This window comes from Cellulomonas sp. ICMP 17802, assembly GCF_041295535.1.
Classification (GTDB): domain Bacteria; phylum Actinomycetota; class Actinomycetes; order Actinomycetales; family Cellulomonadaceae; genus Cellulomonas.
In genome coordinates, this window is sequence record NZ_JBGFQZ010000009.1 from 87,701 (window position 1) to 104,727 (window position 17,027).

Annotated in this window: 17 protein-coding genes; 2 read left to right on the forward strand and 15 right to left on the reverse strand. The window is 75.7% G+C overall.

The features are described 5' to 3' along the window. Positions 1-11: 11 nt before the first annotated feature. The 7 genes from AB5970_RS09895 to AB5970_RS09925 form a co-directional block, all read right to left on the reverse strand. Positions 12-2,306 carry a sodium-translocating pyrophosphatase gene (locus AB5970_RS09895; RefSeq protein ID WP_370503764.1) on the reverse strand — a complete coding sequence of 765 codons (2,295 nt, stop codon included), beginning with the start codon at positions 2,304-2,306 and terminating at the stop codon, positions 12-14. Positions 2,307-2,491: 185 nt separating this feature from the next. After that, on the reverse strand, positions 2,492-2,827 hold the full coding sequence (locus AB5970_RS09900; protein WP_370503765.1) for an STAS domain-containing protein: 336 nt from the start codon (positions 2,825-2,827) through the stop codon (positions 2,492-2,494). Positions 2,828-2,884: 57 nt separating this feature from the next. Beyond that, positions 2,885-3,535 (reverse strand): anaerobic ribonucleoside-triphosphate reductase activating protein, encoded by a 651-nt coding sequence (locus AB5970_RS09905; protein WP_370503766.1) that lies wholly within the window; start codon positions 3,533-3,535, stop codon positions 2,885-2,887. Continuing rightward, entirely contained in the window at positions 3,532-5,322 is a 1,791-nt protein-coding gene (locus AB5970_RS09910; protein WP_370503767.1) for a ribonucleoside triphosphate reductase, read from the reverse strand. Before AB5970_RS09910 ends, AB5970_RS09905 begins: the two co-directional genes overlap by 4 nt. Before the next feature lie 197 nt (positions 5,323-5,519). Next, positions 5,520-6,386, reverse strand: a complete 867-nt coding sequence (locus AB5970_RS09915; protein WP_370503768.1) for a biotin-dependent carboxyltransferase family protein — start codon at positions 6,384-6,386, stop codon at positions 5,520-5,522. Beyond that, on the reverse strand, positions 6,383-7,027 hold the full coding sequence (locus AB5970_RS09920) for a 5-oxoprolinase subunit B family protein (RefSeq protein ID WP_370503769.1): 645 nt from the start codon (positions 7,025-7,027) through the stop codon (positions 6,383-6,385). The genes AB5970_RS09915 and AB5970_RS09920 overlap by 4 nt, the downstream gene beginning before the upstream one ends. Before the next feature lie 16 nt (positions 7,028-7,043). Next, positions 7,044-7,814, reverse strand: coding sequence for a LamB/YcsF family protein (locus AB5970_RS09925; protein WP_370503770.1), 771 nt, complete (start codon positions 7,812-7,814; stop codon positions 7,044-7,046). 103 nt (positions 7,815-7,917) lie between these two features. Here AB5970_RS09925 and AB5970_RS09930 point away from each other — a divergent pair, with 103 nt between their 5' ends. Continuing rightward, positions 7,918-10,467 carry a DEAD/DEAH box helicase gene (locus tag AB5970_RS09930; protein ID WP_370503795.1) on the forward strand — a complete coding sequence of 850 codons (2,550 nt, stop codon included), beginning with the start codon at positions 7,918-7,920 and terminating at the stop codon, positions 10,465-10,467. 14 nt (positions 10,468-10,481) lie between these two features. Here AB5970_RS09930 and AB5970_RS09935 read toward each other — a convergent pair whose 3' ends face one another. The 7 genes from AB5970_RS09935 to ssd form a co-directional block, all read right to left on the reverse strand. Further along, complete coding sequence (locus AB5970_RS09935) at positions 10,482-10,841, reverse strand: Rv3654c family TadE-like protein (RefSeq protein WP_370503771.1); 360 nt, start codon at positions 10,839-10,841, stop codon at positions 10,482-10,484. Beyond that, on the reverse strand, positions 10,838-11,182 hold the full coding sequence (locus tag AB5970_RS09940) for a TadE family type IV pilus minor pilin (RefSeq protein ID WP_370503772.1): 345 nt from the start codon (positions 11,180-11,182) through the stop codon (positions 10,838-10,840). Before AB5970_RS09940 ends, AB5970_RS09935 begins: the two co-directional genes overlap by 4 nt. Next, positions 11,179-11,493, reverse strand: coding sequence for a DUF4244 domain-containing protein (locus AB5970_RS09945; protein WP_370503773.1), 315 nt, complete (start codon positions 11,491-11,493; stop codon positions 11,179-11,181). The genes AB5970_RS09940 and AB5970_RS09945 overlap by 4 nt, the downstream gene beginning before the upstream one ends. A gap of 259 nt (positions 11,494-11,752) precedes the next feature. Further along, a complete protein-coding gene (locus AB5970_RS09950) occupies positions 11,753-12,310 on the reverse strand; it encodes a type II secretion system F family protein (protein ID WP_370503774.1) in 558 nt (185 codons plus the stop codon). Further along, entirely contained in the window at positions 12,307-12,936 is a 630-nt protein-coding gene (locus AB5970_RS09955) for a type II secretion protein F (RefSeq protein WP_370503775.1), read from the reverse strand. Before AB5970_RS09955 ends, AB5970_RS09950 begins: the two co-directional genes overlap by 4 nt. Beyond that, the gene (locus AB5970_RS09960) at positions 12,933-14,114 is read right to left on the reverse strand and encodes a TadA family conjugal transfer-associated ATPase (protein WP_370503776.1); all 1,182 of its coding nucleotides are present in this window, start codon (positions 14,112-14,114) and stop codon (positions 12,933-12,935) included. Before AB5970_RS09960 ends, AB5970_RS09955 begins: the two co-directional genes overlap by 4 nt. Then, positions 14,111-14,869: a septum site-determining protein Ssd gene (gene ssd / locus AB5970_RS09965; protein ID WP_370503777.1), complete on the reverse strand. Its 759-nt coding sequence runs from the start codon at positions 14,867-14,869 to the stop codon at positions 14,111-14,113. Before ssd ends, AB5970_RS09960 begins: the two co-directional genes overlap by 4 nt. 213 nt (positions 14,870-15,082) lie before the next feature. Between ssd and AB5970_RS09970 the strand changes: the two genes are divergently transcribed. Continuing rightward, positions 15,083-15,901 (forward strand): HAD family hydrolase, encoded by an 819-nt coding sequence (locus AB5970_RS09970; RefSeq protein WP_370503778.1) that lies wholly within the window; start codon positions 15,083-15,085, stop codon positions 15,899-15,901. A gap of 268 nt (positions 15,902-16,169) precedes the next feature. Here AB5970_RS09970 and AB5970_RS09975 read toward each other — a convergent pair whose 3' ends face one another. Beyond that, positions 16,170-16,994, reverse strand: a complete 825-nt coding sequence (locus tag AB5970_RS09975; protein WP_370503779.1) for a cell filamentation protein Fic — start codon at positions 16,992-16,994, stop codon at positions 16,170-16,172. Positions 16,995-17,027: the final 33 nt, after the last annotated feature.

A 17,027-nucleotide genomic window follows, 5' to 3' on the forward strand; every position in this document is an offset into this window, starting at 1 on the left:
GTCGTCGTGCGTCAGCCTGCGAGCGCCTTCTCGGCCTCGCGGGTCAGGTCCTCTCGGTCGGCTCGCGCGGCCCGAAAGCGGGACATCACCACGGCGCCGCCCGCGATGAGGGCGGCGACGACGGCGATGGCCAGACGCGCGGTCTGGTTGGCGTCGGCACCCACGGAGATGGCGACCACGGCCGGCGCGATGAGCAGCGACACCAGGTTCATCACCTTGATCAGCGGGTTGATGGCCGGTCCGGCGGTGTCCTTGAAGGGGTCACCGACGGTGTCGCCGATGACCGCCGCGGCGTGGGCGTCGGAGCCCTTGCCGCCGAAGTTGCCGTCCTCGACGATCTTCTTCGCGTTGTCCCAGGCGCCGCCCGAGTTGGCCAGGAAGACCGCCATGAGCACGCCGGACGCGATGGCCCCGCCGAGGAACCCGGCGAGCGGGCCGACGCCGAGGCCGAAGCCGACGGCGATCGGCGCGAACGCCGCGAGCAGACCCGGGGTGGCCAGCTCCCGCAGCGAGTCGCGGGTGCAGATGTCGACGACCTTGCCGTACTCCGGCCGCACGTCGTACGTCATGATCCCGGGGTTCTCGCGGAACTGGCGCCGCACCTCGAACACGATGGCGCCCGCGGCCCGGGTCACGGCGTCGATCGCCAGGCCCGAGAACAGGAACACGGTCGCGCCACCGAGGATCACGCCGACCAGGGTGACCGGGCTGATGATCGAGTAGTTCACCATCGCCGCGGTGAGCTCGTCGCCCACCTGCCCCGCCGTGCCCAGCGCGTTCTTCACCGCGTCGGCGTACGACCCGAACAGCGCGGTCGCGGCGAGCACGGCCGTCGCGATCGCGATGCCCTTGGTCACGGCCTTGGTGGTGTTGCCGACGGCGTCGAGGTCCGTGAGGATCTGCGCGCCCTCGGGCGTGACGTCGCCGGACATCTCGGCGATGCCCTGCGCGTTGTCGCTCACCGGCCCGAACGTGTCCATGGCGACGATGACGCCGACCGTGGTGAGCAGGCCGCAGCCCGCGAGCGCGATGAGGAACAGCGACAGCGCCACGGACCCGCCGGCCAGCAGGAACACGCCGCAGATGGCCGCCGCGATGATGCCCGCGGTGTAGACGGCGGACTCGAGGCCCACCCCGATGCCCGAGAGCACCACGGTGGCCGCGCCGGTCAGGGTGGTGCGCGCGACGTGGAGCGTCGGCTTGCTCGTCGTGCCCGTGAAGTACCCGGTGACCCACAGGATGATGCCCGCCAGCACCACACCGATGGCCACGGCGACCGAGGCGATCAGCCGCGGGTCGCCGGCGTGGGTCTCCAGGCCGGTCGTGCCGCCCGTGAGGTCCGCGAACGTCGACGGCAGGTAGATGAAGGCGGCGATCGCCGACAGGGCGACCCCGACGAGCGCCGAGATGTAGAAGCCCCGGTTGATCGCGGTCAGGCCGCTCTCCGCGCCGCGCACCCGCGTGATGAACACGCCGAGCACCGCGACGAGCGCACCCATGGCCGTGACGATGAGCGGGAACACGAGCCCCTGCTCGCCGAACGCCGCCTTGCCCAGGATCAGCGCCGCGACGAGCGTCACCGCGTAGGACTCGAACAGGTCGGCCGCCATGCCGGCGCAGTCGCCGACGTTGTCGCCCACGTTGTCCGCGATGGTGGCGGCGTTGCGCGGGTCGTCCTCGGGGATGCCCTGCTCGACCTTGCCGACGAGGTCGGCGCCCACGTCGGCCGCCTTGGTGAAGATGCCGCCGCCGACGCGCATGAACATGGCGAGCAGCGCGGCCCCGAAGCCGAAGCCCTCGAGCACCGCCGGCGCCTCGGCCTTGTAGATCAGGACGACGGACGCGGCGCCGAGCAGGCCGAGGCCCACGACGCTCATGCCGACGAACCCGCCGGTCCGGAACGCGATGCGCGCGCCCTCCGCACGCCCACCCGCCTGGGACGCGGCGGCTGCCACCCGGACGTTGGCCCGCGTGGCCAACCACATGCCCAGGTACCCGATCGACGCGGAGAACCCGGCACCGATCAGGAAGAACACCGACCGGCCGATCTTGACACCGCTGTCGCCCGGCAGCAGGAACAGCAGGGCGCAGACGACGACCGCGAAGAGGGCCAGGGTGCGGAACTGCCGGTTGAGGTACGCCGCAGCCCCTTCCTGGACCGCGCGCGCGATCTCGCGCATGGACTCGGTCCCCTCACCGGCCGCGAGCACCTGGCGACGCAGGGCGACGGCGATGAGCAGGGACGCGACCGCAACGGCCGCGATGACACTGACGATCGTGATGCTCGTTGACCCGAGCTCGACCATGCATCCTCCTCGGACATCAGCGAGGCCCCCCTGACCACGCCCGTCCCGCAGCCCCGTTGCTGCGCGACCCGGTGAGTCTAGCCAGCAGATGTGACGTGGATCGCACCACCACGCGTCGGCGCTCGTCGCCTACGCCTCGCCGGCGAAGATCACCCGTGTGCCCGGCGACAGGCGCCGCGCGGGGCTCAGTCGGCGAGCGCGGCCTCGACCGTGTCGTGCACGGTGAACACCTGCAGCAGCGCGGTGATGCGGAAGACCTTGAGCAGCCGCTCGGAGTCGATCACCAGCTGGAGCTGGCCGCCGGCCAGGCGCACCTTCTTCAGGGTGCCGACGAGCAGGCCGAGGCCGGTCGAGTCCATGAAGGTCACGCCCCGCAGGTCGATGACCAGGTCGGCACGGTCGCGGTCGAGCAGCCGCGCGAGCTCGTCGCGCAGGTGGTCGGCGGAGGACACGTCGATCTCGCCCTCGACCGTCACCACGGTCCGGGGACCCATGTCCCGGCTGGTCACACGCACGTCCACGCAGGCTCCCCTCCCGAGGGCATTCAAACAGAGTGGACGCCACCACGCCGGGACGAGTTACCCCGGCAACCGGCGCGCGTCGAGGAGGGCGGCCCGGTACTCGCTCGAGGTGCCGTCCGCGCGGACCTCCTGCAGCACGTGGTCGCGCACCCCGAGGTCGGCCAGGGCCGCCGTCAGCTCCTCGACGTCGGCGTCGCCCAGCACCGTCGGGTCGACCGTCGTGCGGACCTGCACGTCGACGCCCGCGTCCAGCACCAGGCGCAGCGACGTGAACGCGGCGTCGGCGCTGGTCGTCGGCCCCCCGACGCGGGTGATCGCGCGGTAGAGGCGCGCGGGCGCCTTGATGTCGAGGCCCACCCAGTCGACCAGGGGCAGCACGGCGGCCAGCCGGCGCGGGTAGGCGCCGGCCGTGTGCAGGCCGACGCCGAACCCCGCGTCCCGCACCTCGCGGGCGGCGTCGACCAGCTCCGCCTGCCTCGTCGGCTCCCCGCCCGAGAACACCAGGCCGTCGAGCAGGCCGTGCCGCCGGTCCAGCAGGTCGAGCACGTCGGCCCACGGCACCGTGCCCGGCACCCGCGGGTCGAGGATCGACACGTTGTGGCAGTAGGTGCACCGCCACGGGCAGCCCTGCAGGAAGGCGGTCGCGACCAGGCGCCCCGGCCAGTCGCACGACGACAGGGGCACCAGGCCGGCGATCGCGAGGGTCATACGAGCGCGGGCTCTCGGAACGGCGTCCGCTCTTCGTGCTCGCCCTGCTTGCCGATGTTGAACGAGCTCACCGGCCGGTGGTAGCCCATGACGCGCGTCCACACCTCGCAGGTCAGGCCGCACGTGGTGCAGGTCGTGTGCTCGCCCGCGAGGTAGCCGTGGTTCGGGCAGATCGAGAACGTCGGCGTCACCGTGAGGTACGGCAGGCGGAAGCTCGAGAGGGCACGGCGCACCAGCGTGCGGCACGCGTCCGGGGTGGACAGGCGCTCGGCCATGTAGAGGTGCAGCACCGTGCCGCCGGTGTACTTGGTCTGCAGCTCGTCCTGCCGCGACAGGGCCTCGAACGGGTCGTCGGTGTACCCCACCGGCAGCTGCGAGGAGTTGGTGTAGTACGGGTGGTCGTCGGTGCCGGCCTGGAGGATCTCCGGGAACCGGCGGCGGTCCTCCTTGGCGAACCGGTACGTGGCGCCCTCCGCGGGCGTCGCCTCCAGGTTGTAGAGGTGGCCGGTCGCCTCCTGCAGCTCCACCATCCGCGCGCGCACGTGGTCCAGCACGCGCACGACGAGCGCGTGGCCGCGGTGGTCGACGATCCCGTACCGGTCGCCCGTGAGGTTGCGGACCATCTCGTGCAGCCCGTTGACGCCGATCGTCGAGAAGTGGTTCTCCAGCGTGCCCAGGTAGCGGCGCGTGTACGGGAACAGGCCGTCGTCGATGAGGCGCTGGATGAGCTCGCGCTTGAGCTCCAGCGACGTGCACGCCAGGTCGATCAGGCGGTCGAGGTCCGCCAGCAGGCCGGCCTCGTCGTCGCGGTGCAGGTAGCCGAGCCGGGCGCAGTTGATGGTCACGACGCCGATCGAGCCGGTCTGCTCCGCCGAGCCGAACAGCCCGTTGCCGCGCTTGAGCAGCTCGCGCAGGTCCAGCTGCAGGCGGCAGCACATCGACCGCACGTCGCCCGGGTTCAGCTCGGAGTTGAGGAAGTTCTGGAAGTACGGCAGCCCGTACTTGGCGGTCATCGCGAACAGCCGCTCGGCGTTCTCGCTGTCCCAGTCGAAGTCCTTGGTGATGTTGTACGTCGGGATGGGGAACGTGAACACCCGGCCCGAGGCGTCGCCGGTGGTCATGATCTCGATGTACGCGCGGTTGATCATGTCCATCTCGACCTGCAGCTCGCCGTACATGAAGTCGCACGGCTCGCCCGCGACGAACGGCACCTCGTCGCGCAGGTCGTCGGGGCACACCCAGTCGAACGTGAGGTTGGTGAACGGCGTCTGCGTGCCCCACCGCGACGGCACGTTGAGGTTGTAGACGAGCTCCTGGATGCCCTGCAGCACCTGCTCGTAGGTCAGGCCGTCCAGCCGCAGGTACGGCGCCAGGTAGGTGTCGAACGAGCTGAACGCCTGCGCGCCGGCCCACTCGTTCTGCATGGTGCCGAGGAAGTTGACGATCTGGCCGACCGCGGCGCTGAAGTGCTTCGGCGGGCGCGCGTCGACCTTGCCCGGGACGCCGTTGAGGCCCTCCTGGAGCAGGTTCCGCAGCGACCAGCCGGCGCAGTAGCCGGAGAGCATGTCGAGGTCGTGCACGTGGATGTCGCCCTCGCGGTGCGCCGTGCCCACCCCGGGCGGGTAGACGTGGCTGAGCCAGTAGTTGGCCACCACCTTGCCGCTGGTCTGCAGGATCAGGCCGCCCAGCGAATAGCCCTGGTTGGCGTTGGCAGCCACGCGCCAGTCGCTGCGGTCGAGGTACTCCTCGATCGAGGACCCGACATCCACGACCACCTTCTCCGACATGTCCTGCTCCTGTCTCCACGATGAGGATCCCCCGATCGCCACCACAAGATGATGTGGTCGAAGCGATCTCTGGGGACTAGATGTAGAGATTTCTATGCCTGCGCCCGGACTCCACGTAGGCCTTTGGTCCCGGCCGCCGGCGCGTCCCCGTGCGGGGATCGCGGCGCGACGCGCGAAGTGTCGGCGTGTCGCTCCCGTCACCCGCGGACGAAGCGCACGGGGTCCCCGGGACGCAGCTGCCCGAGCCTGCCCAGGGCGTGCCGGCGGACCACCGCGGCGACCGGGTAGCCGCCCGTGACGGGGTGGTCGACGGAGAACACGACGGGCCGGCCGTCGGGCGGCACCTGCACGGCGCCGACCACCAGGCCCTCCGACGGCAGCTCGCGCCCCACCCGGTCCGGCCGGCGCGCGACGACGGGTCCGTCGAGCCGCACGGCCACCCGGTTGGTCGCCGGCGTCACCAGGTAGTCATGGGCCCAGCAGAGCCGCGCCAGCGGGTCGTCGAACCAGTCGGCGTGCGGGCCGGGAACCACGGGCAGCTCGACGTGCGCCGGCCACGGCCCGACGGGCGCGACGTCGACCAGCGGCCAGTCCCGCGGCGCGTGGCCGACCGGCAGGACGTCGCCCGCGGCCAGGGGCGCCGGACCCAGCCCGGCCAGCTGGTCCGTGCTGCGGGAGCCCAGCACGGGCGGCACGTCGATCCCGCCGCGCACGGCCACGTAGGTGCGCAGGCCCGCGACGACGGTGCCCAACCGCAGCTCCGCCCCGTCGGCGAGCTCCAGCACGGCCTCGTGGCCCACCGGCCGGCCGTCCACCCACGCCGGCCCGCGTCCCCCGGTCAGCGCCACGGTCAGCGGCCCGCGCGCACGCACCCGCAGCCCTCCGAGCAGCACCTCGAGGCCCGCGGCGCCCTCGTCGTTGGCGACCAGCCGGTTGGCCAGCCGCAGCGCTCCCGCGTCGGCCGCGCCCGAGCGCCCGACCCCGACGTGCGCCCAGCCCGGCCGGCCCAGGTCCTCGACGAGCGTGAGCAGGCCGGGTTCGAGCACCTCGATCGCGCCGCTCACGTCGCCCGGAACCGCACGCGCGTGCCGGGCTGGAGGAGCGCCGGCTGGTCCCTGGCCACGTCGAACAGCACCACCTCGCACCGCCCCAGCAGCCGCCAGCCGCCCGGGGTCGCCGCGGGGTAGACGGCGCTGAACTCGTCGGCGACCGCGACCGAGCCGGCCGGGACCCGCTCGCGCGGGCTGTCCAGCCGGGGGACGCGCAGCGCCGGGTCCAGGCCGGTGAGGTACGCGAAGCCGGGCATGAAGCCGCCGAAGGCCACCGTGTAGGTCGCGGCCGTGTGGCGGTCGACCACCTCCTGGGCCGTGAGCCCGGTGAGCCCCGCGACGTCGGCGAGGTCGGGACCGTCGTAGTCGACGTCGAGGACGACCTCATCGCCGCCGTTCCCGGGCGCCACGCTCCTGGACCTGCCGGCCCACCACCGCACCACCGGGAGCGCGGCCGGGTCGGCGCCCTCGCGCACCCGCAGCAGCAGCGTGCGCGCGGCCGGCACCTGGTCGACGATCGCCGCCGCGTCCGGGTCCGACGCGCGCGCGGCGCGGACCGCGTCGTCCAGCTGCCGGACCTCGGCCAGGCCCGGGAGCTCGACCAGGACGGCGTCGTCCCCGTAGGGGAGCACCCGCAGGTCGCGCGCGTTGGTCATGGGCCGATCCTGCCGGTCAGGCCGGGCTGCGGACGAAGGAACCGATCCGGATGCCGCCGTCCTCGAGGGCCGACCGCACCGCGGCCGCGAGCACCGCGGCGCCCGGGGTGTCGGAGTGCACGCAGACGGACTCCGCGACGACGCGCACGTCGGTGCCGTCCACCGCGCGCACCATGCCGTCGCGGGCCATCCGCACCACGCGGGCCGCGACCTCGCCGGCGTCCGTGACCAGCGCACCCGGTTCCGACCGGGGCACCAGCGTGCCGTCGGCGCGGTAGCCCCGGTCGGCGAAGGCCTCGGTGACCGCCCGCAGGCCTCGCCGCGCGGCCGCGTCCAGCACCGCGGAGCCGGGCAGGCCGACCACCGGCAGGTCGCCCACGGCCTCCACCACGGCGCGCGCGTGCACCTCGTGGTGGACGACCGCGTTGTACAGCGCGCCGTGCGGCTTCACGTAGGCCACGCGGGTCCCGACGCCGACCGCGATCTCCCGCAGGGTCGCGACCTGCTCCGCCACCTGCACCCGCAGCACCTCCTCCGGCACGTCGAGGAACCGGCGGCCGAAGTGCTCGCGGTCCAGGTAGGACACGTGCGCGCCGACGGCGACCCCGCGCTCGGCCGCCGCCCGGCAGACCGCAGCCATGATCCGCTCGTCGCCCGCGTGGAACCCGCAGGCGACGTTCGCGCTGGTCACCACGTCGAGGAGGCGGGCGTCGACGCCGTCGACCCCCGGCTCCCAGGCGTCGAGCTCCTCGCCGAGGTCGCAGTTGAGGTCGATCCACGTGGCCATGCCCCGATCCTGCCCGACGACCGCCCGGTGCGAGGATGGCCGCGTGGTCCGATCCGGCGAGCTGCTCGACGTGCTGCTCGCCGCTGGACGGCGCGCAGACCGGATGACGCACGTGCGGCACCTCCCGCCGCGCCCCGGCGAGCAGGCGGACTGGCCCGCCTGGGCCGACGCCGACCTGGTGCACGGGTACCGGTCGCTCGGCGTCGAGCGCCCCTGGCTGCACCAGGTCGAGGCCGCCGACGCCGCCTGGTCCGGGCGGCACACGGTGCTGGCCACCTCCACCGGATCCGGCAAGTCGCTCGCGTTCTGGCTGCCCGCGCTCACCGCCACGCGGGCCGCGGCGGCGGGGGCCCTGCTCGATCCCGGTCGCATCGAGACCGTGAGCCGCCGGGCCACCACCCTGTACCTCTGCCCGACCAAGGCCCTGGCCGCCGACCAGCTCGCCGCGCTCGACCGGCTTCTGGTCGCCGGTCGCACCCGCGACGTCCGGGTGGCCACCTGCGACGGCGACACCTCGCTGGAGGAGCGGCGCTGGGTGCAGGAGCACGCCGACGTGGTGCTCACCAACCCCGACTTCCTGCACTTCGCGCTGCTCCCGCAGCACCGGCGCTGGGCCCGGCTGCTCGGGTCGCTCCGGTACGTCGTGGTCGACGAGTGCCACGCCTTCCGCGGCGTGTTCGGCGCGCACGTCGGGCTGGTCCTGCGACGGCTGCGGCGGCTCGCGGCGTCCTACGGCGCGACGCCGACCTTCCTGCTGGCCTCCGCGACCACCTCCGACCCGGCCGCGAGCGCCGCACGGCTCATCGGCGTCGACGCCTCCGAGGTCACCGCCGTCACGCAGGACGCCTCCCCCGCCGGCCGCAAGACGTTCGTGCTGTGGCAGCCCCCGGAGCTGCCCGGGGTCGAGGCGCCGTGGTCGTCGCTGCTCCCCGCCGACGACCCCTGGGCCACCCCGCTCGCGCTGCCCCGCCACGTGACCCGCGGGCAGGACGACCCGAGCCCGCCCGCGCCCGACGACGTCTGGGGAGCATCGGCTCCCACCCCGACGTCCCAGCCCGTCGTCCTCGCGGACCTCCTCGCGGCCGTCGACCTCGGGGTCGAGGGCTCCGGCCCGCTCGGCACCGGTGAACGGGTGGTGGCCGAGCCCGCGGACCGTCCACGGCGCACGGCCACCGCCGAGATCGCCGACCTGCTGGCCGACCTCACGGCCGCGGGCGCGCGCTCGCTCGCCTTCACGCGCTCGCGCCGCGGGGCCGAGTCCGTCGCCGCCACCACGCGCGCGCACCTCGAGGAGATCGACCCCACGCTGGCCCGGTCCGTCTCGGCCTACCGCGGCGGCTACCTGCCGGAGGAGCGCCGGGCGCTCGAGTCCGCGATCCGATCCGGCTCCCTGCGCGCGCTGGCCACGACCAACGCCCTCGAGCTCGGCGTCGACATCTCCGGGCTGGACGCCGTGCTCATCGCGGGCTGGCCCGGCACGCGCGTCTCGCTCTGGCAGCAGGCCGGCAGGGCCGGGCGCGCCGGGACCGACGGGCTCGTGGTCCTCGTCGCGCGCGAGGACCCGCTGGACACCTTCCTGGTGCACCACGCCGAGGCGATCTTCGACGCCCCCGTCGAGGCGACCGTCTTCGACACCACCAACCCGTACGTCCTCGCGCCGCACCTGTGCGCCGCCGCGGCCGAGCTTCCCCTGCGCGCCGACGAGCTCGACCTGTTCGGTCCCCGGACCGCGGAGCTGCTGGGCCAGCTGGTCGAGCGCGGCACGCTGCGCCGTCGTCCGTCCGGCTGGTACTGGACGCACAACGAGCCCGCCAGCCGCCTGACCGACCTGCGCGGGTCCGGCGGCGACCCCGTCCGCGTCGTCGAGTCCGTCACCGGTCGGCTGCTCGGCACGGTCGACGCCGGCTCCGCGGACTCGACCGTGCACGACGGCGCCGTCTACGTGCACCAGGGGGCGACGTTCGTCGTCGACGAGCTGCGGCTGGAGGACGGCGTCGCCCTGGTCACGCGCCGCGACGTCGACTACGGCACCTGGGCCCGGTGGGTCACGACGACCGAGATCCAGTCGGTCGACGCGCAGGTGCCGTGGGGGCCGGTGACCTGGGGGTTCGGTTCCGTCGACGTGACCACACAGGTGCTGGGCTACCAGCGCAAGCGGATCCCCGACCTGCAGGTGCTGGGCAGCGAGGAGCTCGACCTGCCGGCCCGCACGCTGCGCACGACCGCCGTCTGGTGGACCGCGCCGGCCGAGGTCCTGGCCGCCGCCGGCGTCACGGTCGAGACCGCCCCGGGCGCCCTGCACGCCGCCGAGCACGCGTCGATCGGCCTCCTCCCGCTGCTGGCCACGTGCGACCGCTGGGACCTCGGCGGGCTGTCCACCGCGCTGCACGTGGACACCGAGCAGGCCACCGTGTTCGTCCACGACGCCTACCCGGGCGGCGCCGGGTTCGCGGAGCGCGGCTTCGCGCTCGGGGCCACCTGGCTGCGCGCCACCCGCGACGCGATAGCCAGCTGCCGCTGCGCGACGGGCTGCCCCGCGTGCGTCCAGTCCCCGAAGTGCGGCAACGCCAACAACCCGCTGGAGAAGGCCGCAGCGATCCGCCTGCTCGATGCGGTGCTGGCCCACGCGCCCGGGCCTGCTCCCGCCGCCTGAGCGCCGCTGGCGGTTCACCCGGCCACCGCGCGGGCCGACGACGGGCCCGCCCGCGCCGCCGCCGTGGCGTCGCCCGCGGCCGCGTGCACGACAGCCCTCACCCCGAGCACCCCGTCGCCCTCGTCCGTGCAGTCCACGAGCCGGGCCCCGTTGCGTCGGGCCACCTCATCAGCGAGGGCACACGCACCCGTGGCCGACTCGTGGCGCAGCACGGCGGCGCCGGCGAGGGCTGCGAGGTCCGCGGCGGACTGGGCGCGGCCCCGGGCCAGCTGGGCGGACGCGAGCAGCCCGAGCAGCGCGGCGACCAGCACCACCGCCGCCATGAGGCCGAGCAGCAGCACGGTGCCCGAGCCACGGTCGTCGCGCGGACTCATGGCTCGACCGTCGCGACGGCGGACGCGTGGGCGCGCAACGGCGACCCCTGCCACGAGCCGACGGGCACGGACACGTCGACCGTCACCCAGCCGCCCGCACGGCTCACCGCGACCGCCGCACGATCGCCCGCCACGTGCCGCGCCGTCACGGTGACGGTGCCGTCGGGCTCGCCCAGCGCCGCCGCCCGCGCGCCCGCCCGCGCCCCGTCCGCGCACCGCGTCTGCGAGATCGCCGCGGACGCCACCGTCAGCAGCGCCGCGACGAGCAGGACCACCGCGGGCAGCCCGGCGGCGAGCTCGGCGGTGACGCTCCCCCGGTCGCGCCGGCCCGCGGGGCTCACAGCGACAACGCCTGCCGGATGATCCCCAGCAGCAGGCCCTTCACCTCGTTCCCCTTGAGGATCACCACCAGCAGCCCGGCGAACCCGACCGCGGCCAGGGTCGCGATGGCGTACTCGGCCGTCGCCATCCCGGCCTCGGCCAGCTCCGCGCGCACGTGCCGGCCACGGGCGTGCCACGCGCGGACGCTGCGCGGCAGGACCGCGCGGCGCCGGGTCGCGGGTCCGGGGTGCGGTGCGTGGGCTTCCGTCGGGTCGTCGTCACCGCCCGTGTCGGCGCTCGCCTCGGTCGTCCCGGTGGGCTCGATCGTCATGGCCTCTCCTCTCGTCGGACGCCGGGGACCGTCCGGCGCCACGCCAGCGTCGACCGCGACACCGGGGCGCGGGCGGCCGCGTCGGCGATCCGTGGATCCAGCCGCTGCAACGAGGGGCTGTGGGCGGGTCGACCGGCGGTTCGGCCGAACAGGCCCTCGGTCTCGGCGGCACGGGAACGCGGTCCGACGGACGGCGTCTGCCGAACCGGTCTCCGGCGCGGCTGACCAGCAGGGGCGCGTGGACGGCTCGACGGGCGCCTCAACCGAAGAGGTCCCCCGCCAGGCTGAGCAGCAGGGGAACCAGCCCGAGCAGCACGAACGCCGGCAGGAAGCACAGCCCGAGGGGTAGGACCAGCTGCACGCCGAGCGAGCCCGCGGCCGACCGGGCCCGCGCACGTCGCTCCCGGCGGAGCTGCTCGGCCCGCGCGCGCAACGCCGGACCGGGCGACGACCCGGTGGCCCAGCTGGCCTCCAGGACGCCGACCACCTCGGCCACGGCGACGTCGGCGCCGGCCCAGGCCGACCCCCACGGCGCGCCGAGCAGCAGCGCCGCGCCGCCGCGGGCCAGCACGGCGCCCTGGTCCCCGCCGACCACGGCTCCCACCGCGGACAGCGCGCGCGGGACCGGAGCGCCCGTCGCGATGGCCACGTCCACCAGGTCGAGCAGCAGCACGGCATCGATCGCCTCCGCCGGAGCACCCCGGGGAGCTGCGGGGTCGGGCCCGGAGCCCGACGCCGGGCGTCGCACCCACCACCATGGGCTGCTCCCGCACGCGCCGGCCATCGCGACGACGGCCGCGAGCACGATCGGCGTCACCGGCGGGCGGCCCGGGCCAGCAGTGCCGACGTCCACCAGCGGCCCAGCAGCAGCAGGGCCAGGCCGAGGACGGCGGCCGCCGTCCCGAGCCCGCCCGAGACGACGACCCCGACGGGATCGGCGCCGAGCGCGACGCCCAGCAGCAGCCCGAGCACCGGCAGCCAGGCCAGCACGCGGGCGGTGGCGCGGGGGCCGGCCAGCGCGGCGCGTCGCTCGCCCTCCGCCTCCTCGTCGGCGGCCACGGCGGCGGCGATCCGCTCGACCACGCCGGCCAGCGGGGCGCCGAGGTCGTCGGACAGCCGTGCGGCCGCCACGACCACCCGCGCCCGCTGCGCGTCGCCGGCGCCGGGCCGTCGCCGACCCGTCGCCCGCAGGACGGCCCCGACGCTCGGCACGGCGCCGACAGCCGGGTCGCCCAGCGCCCGCGCCCACGCCTCAGCCGGGCTCGCCCCCGCACGCAGCTGGGCGGCCGCGCCGAGCAGGATCGACGAGAAGTCGCGCGGCGGCCCGGTCGACCGCGGTGTCCGGGCAGGACGAGCGAGCCGCGCCGCACCGGGCAGCCGGCGCCCCGAGGGCCGGGCGAACGCGACCGCCAGGCCGACCAGCACCCCGACCAGGCCGGTCACCGGGCCGGGCCGATCGCCGCGAGCCCGAGGCGCGCGGCGAGCGCGGACCAGGCGGGTCCGGGCTCGCTCGCGCCGGACGGGTCGCAACGCACGGCGCAGGCGACCTCGAGCGCGCCGGCCGCGTCGCGCCGCACGACGCCGACCTCCGCCAGGTACCGCCGACCCCGGTCCGCCGCCGTCCGGCGCAGGTGGAGCACCGCGTCGAACGCGCTGGACGCCTGCGCCGCGACCGAGTCGCGCGACATCCCCGCGAGGGAAGCGAGCGCCTCGAGCCGCGCGGGCACGTCGGCGGCGGCGTTGGCGTGCACGGTCGCGCACCCGCCGTCGTGCCCGGTGTTGAGCGCGGCGAGCACCTCGCGCACCTCGGCTCCGCGGCACTCCCCCAGCACGATCCGGTCGGGGCGCATGCGCAGCGCGTGGCGGACCAGGTCGGCCAGGTCGACGCGGCCCGCGCCGTCCACGTTGGCGTGCCGGGCGAGCAGCCTGACCACGTGCGGGTGCCGCGGGGACAGCTCGCCGGCCTCCTCGACGACCACGATGCGCTCGTCGTGCGGGACCAGCGACAGCAGCGCGGCGAGGAGCGTGGTCTTGCCCGAGCCGGTGGCCCCCGAGACCAGCAGGTTGGCCCGCGTGGCCACGAGCGCCCGGAGGACCGGGACGAGGCCCGGCGTCAGGGTGCCGGACGCGACGAGCTGGTCGAGCGTGAACGCCCGCGACCGGACCGCGCGCAGACTGATGAGCGCGCCGGCATCGGCCACGGGAGGGAGCACCGCGTGCAGTCGCGTCCCGTCGGGCAGCCGGGCGTCGACCGCAGGCGACGCGTCGTCGAGACGCTGGCCGCCGGCGGCCGCGAGCCGGACCGCGAGCGAGCGCACGTCGTCGGCACCCCCGAGGTCCACCCCGGTGAGGGCGAGCCGTCCCGCGCGCTCGACCCACACGTCGCGAGGCCCGTTGACCAGCACGTCCGTGACCTCGGGGTCGTCCAGGAACGCCTGCAGCCGGCCCGCCCCGAACAGCTCGTCCCGGACCGTCCGCGTGAGGGACCCGAGGGCCGTCGAGCCGAGCACCGCACCGGCCTCGCGCGCCGCGGCCTCCACGGCGGCGGCGACCGACTCGACGGTGCCCCCGCCCACCCGGGCCCGGACCGCGTCGAGGAACTCGGGGCCGACCGTCGTCATCGCCCGAGCTCCCGCTCGAGCGCCCCGACCAGCCGCGCGACGGCCCGCGCGGTCCGACCGCGCGCCGGGACGCCGCCGCGCTCCAGCGCCGCGACCAGCCCGCGGTCCGTCGGCAGGGTGCCGAGCACCGGCAGGTCCACGGCCGCGGACAGCTCGGCGCCGCCCAGCCCGCCCGGCGCGGGACCCCGCACCACGAGCCATGCCGGCACCCCGTCCAGGCGCGGCCGCACCACGAGGGTCCCGGCGACCGTGCGCAGGTCGCGCGGGGCGACCACGAGCACGGCGTCGCAGGCCGGCGCGAGCGACTCGCCCGCCGCCGTCGCCGCGCGGTCGAGGTCCAGCACCACCGCGCCGGTCTCGGTGGTGAGCGCGTGCAGGACGTCGGCGACCACCGCCGGCTCGGGGGGTCCGGGCCGCTCGCGGTCGGCGCTCAGGACGGCGCACGCTCCCCACCGGGGCAAGAGCGCGAGCACGTCGGCGCCCGGCACGTCACCGCGGGCGTCCGCCAGGTCGGGCCACCGGACCCCGTCGGCGGACTCGAGCCCGAGCAGCACGTCGATCCCGCCCGAGGCCCGGTCGAGGTCCACCAGCACGGTCGCGGTCCGGCGGGACAGGTGGCGGGCGACCGCCGCGGCCAGCGTCGAGGCACCGGCTCCGCCGCGGCCGGCCACGACGCCGACGACGAGCGCGCGCGGACGGGCCGGGACCACCGACGGCCAGGCGGGACGAGACCGGGCACCGTCGAGGGGGGTCATCGGGTGCACCTCTCCGTCCGCCCGACCTGGCCGCCGGCGCACGAGCAACCCTGCCGCCGGCGTCCCCGGCCCCCCGCCGGCCGCACCCGGATCTGTGCAGGCGCCCGGCGGCGTCGGGGGCTGTGGACGTGTCGGCGCAGGCCACTAGGCTCGCAGCGAACCGCTCGTCACCCCCGGGTGCCGCGCGCCCACCGACCACCGCCCCGGAGCAGCATGGACGAGGAACCGACGCCCGACGACGCGGCGTCGCCGCGCGAGGCGGCGTTCTTCGACCTCGACAAGACGATCATCGCGACGTCGTCGGCCACCGCGTTCTCCCGCCCGTTCCTGGCGGAGGGCCTGCTCACGCGCCGGTCCGTGGTGCGCACGGCCTACGCCCAGCTGCTCTACCTGCTCGGCGGCGCCGACGAGGACCAGACCGAGCGCCTGCGCGCGCAGCTGTCCCGCATGGTCGCCGGCTGGGACGTCTCGCAGGTGAGCGCGATCGTCGCCGAGACCCTGCACGAGTCGATCGACCCGACCGTGTACGCCGAGGCGGTCGCGCTGATCGAGGCGCACCACGCGGCGGGCCGCGACGTGGTCGTGGTGTCGGCGTCGGGCGCCGAGGTGGTCGAGCCGATCGCCGAGATCCTGGGCGCCGACCACGTCATCGCGACCCGGATGACAGTGGCCGACGGCCGCTACACCGGCGAGATCGACTTCTACGCATACGGCGAGAACAAGGCGTCGGCCATCCGGGAGCTCGCCCGGACCGAGGGGTACGACCTCGACGCCAGCTACGCCTACTCCGACTCGATCACGGACGCACCGATGCTCGGCACGGTCGGGCACGCGTTCGCGGTGAACCCCGACAAGGCGCTGCGCGGCCTCGCGGTCGAGCGCGGCTGGGGCACGCTGTCGTTCGTCCGACCGGTCGCGCTGTTCTCGTTCCCGAGGCCCGCGCGGGTCGCGACGGCGGGTGTGGCGGCCCTCGTGGTGGCCGCCCTCGTGGTCACGTGGGTGCTCGTCCGGCGGCACCGCCGCCGCTCCTGAGGCGTCCCGCATCACGGACGCGCGTCCCAGCATCCGTCGCGCGCACCCGCCTGGCCTGCGACGCCGTCGGCCCGGGTTCCGCTCGTCGAGCACATGCGGTACCAAGGGGTGACAACTGCATGACCGCGAGGGCACCCACGCGCAGGAGAGCCCACCTATGGGCAGGTCGACCGGGCTCGTCCCGTCGCGACCGACACCGGTGCACGCTTGATCACCCTCCGGTCGGCTGTTGGCGACGGCGCCCCCCGGGGCGCCGTCGTTCGTCCGCCTACTCCCCGAGCGAGCCGGCCAGCACGGCGTCCGCGACCGCGCCCGCCTCGCGCGCACCCTCGACGACAGCCGCCCCGTAGTCCCGCAGCCACGCCGCCACCCCCTCCGGGCTGCCGGTAGCGAACCCCGCGGCGCCCGCGAGGTACGGGTTCAGCGCGGCCGCCCACGCCCGCTCGGGCACGACGGAACCCGTGGGATCGAGCCCGCGCGACGTGACGAGCAGGCGCGCGACGGCCCTCGCCACCAGCCCGTTCGCGGCGCGGAACGGCCGCAGCCCGAGCAGCTCCCCGTGCACGACGGCCGCCACGACGACGGCCGGCGCCGCCGACGCGCGCACGGTCCGGTCGAGCAGGTCCACCCGCGCGGCGAGCTCGTCGCCCACGGGCGCCGGCCCGAGCCCGGTGAGGTCCTCCGGAGGCCCCGACGCGCGCAGCCGCCCGAGGTCGGCGTCGTCCAGCCACCCGCCGGCCGCCGCGACGTGCAGCCGCACCAGCAGCTGGCGCAGGGGCGGCAGCGCGACCCCGCCGCGCGAGCCGAGCGCGGGCATCAGGCCCTCCACCAGCGCGGTGGCCCGGAGGGCGCCGACGACGACGGGCGCGTGCCCGCCGTCGGTGGCCAGCGAGCGCACGAGCGACAGCGGCACCCGGACGCCCTCGATCGCGCAGGACGACCGCGTCGCGCGCAGGCCCGCCTCGGCCCGGACCTCGGCACCGCGCCGCCGGTAGACCTCGTGCCAGCGCAGCTCCTCGCACGCGACGCGGGCCCGCTCGACCGCGTCGGCGACCCCGGGCAGCTCGAGCAGGGCGGCGAGGGGGTCCGGCACGCGCTCACCCTACGAGACAGGACACAATGGCCG

What these genes read in the sequence shown, in the direction of transcription:
- AB5970_RS09895 (WP_370503764.1), bottom strand. Translation starts at nt 2,306, where the DNA reads ATGGTCGAGCTCGGGTCAACGAGCATCACGATCGTCAGTGTCATCGCG.
- AB5970_RS09905 (WP_370503766.1), bottom strand. Translation starts at nt 3,535, where the DNA reads ATGACCCTCGCGATCGCCGGCCTGGTGCCCCTGTCGTCGTGCGACTGG.
- AB5970_RS09910 (WP_370503767.1), bottom strand. Translation starts at nt 5,322, where the DNA reads ATGTCGGAGAAGGTGGTCGTGGATGTCGGGTCCTCGATCGAGGAGTAC.
- AB5970_RS09920 (WP_370503769.1), bottom strand. Translation starts at nt 7,027, where the DNA reads ATGACCAACGCGCGCGACCTGCGGGTGCTCCCCTACGGGGACGACGCC.
- AB5970_RS09925 (WP_370503770.1), bottom strand. Translation starts at nt 7,814, where the DNA reads ATGGCCACGTGGATCGACCTCAACTGCGACCTCGGCGAGGAGCTCGAC.
- AB5970_RS09930 (WP_370503795.1), top strand. Translation starts at nt 7,918, where the DNA reads ATGACGCACGTGCGGCACCTCCCGCCGCGCCCCGGCGAGCAGGCGGAC.
- AB5970_RS09935 (WP_370503771.1), bottom strand. Translation starts at nt 10,841, where the DNA reads ATGAGTCCGCGCGACGACCGTGGCTCGGGCACCGTGCTGCTGCTCGGC.
- AB5970_RS09945 (WP_370503773.1), bottom strand. Translation starts at nt 11,493, where the DNA reads ATGACGATCGAGCCCACCGGGACGACCGAGGCGAGCGCCGACACGGGC.
- AB5970_RS09960 (WP_370503776.1), bottom strand. Translation starts at nt 14,114, where the DNA reads ATGACGACGGTCGGCCCCGAGTTCCTCGACGCGGTCCGGGCCCGGGTG.
- ssd (WP_370503777.1), bottom strand. Translation starts at nt 14,869, where the DNA reads ATGACCCCCCTCGACGGTGCCCGGTCTCGTCCCGCCTGGCCGTCGGTG.
- AB5970_RS09970 (WP_370503778.1), top strand. Translation starts at nt 15,083, where the DNA reads ATGGACGAGGAACCGACGCCCGACGACGCGGCGTCGCCGCGCGAGGCG.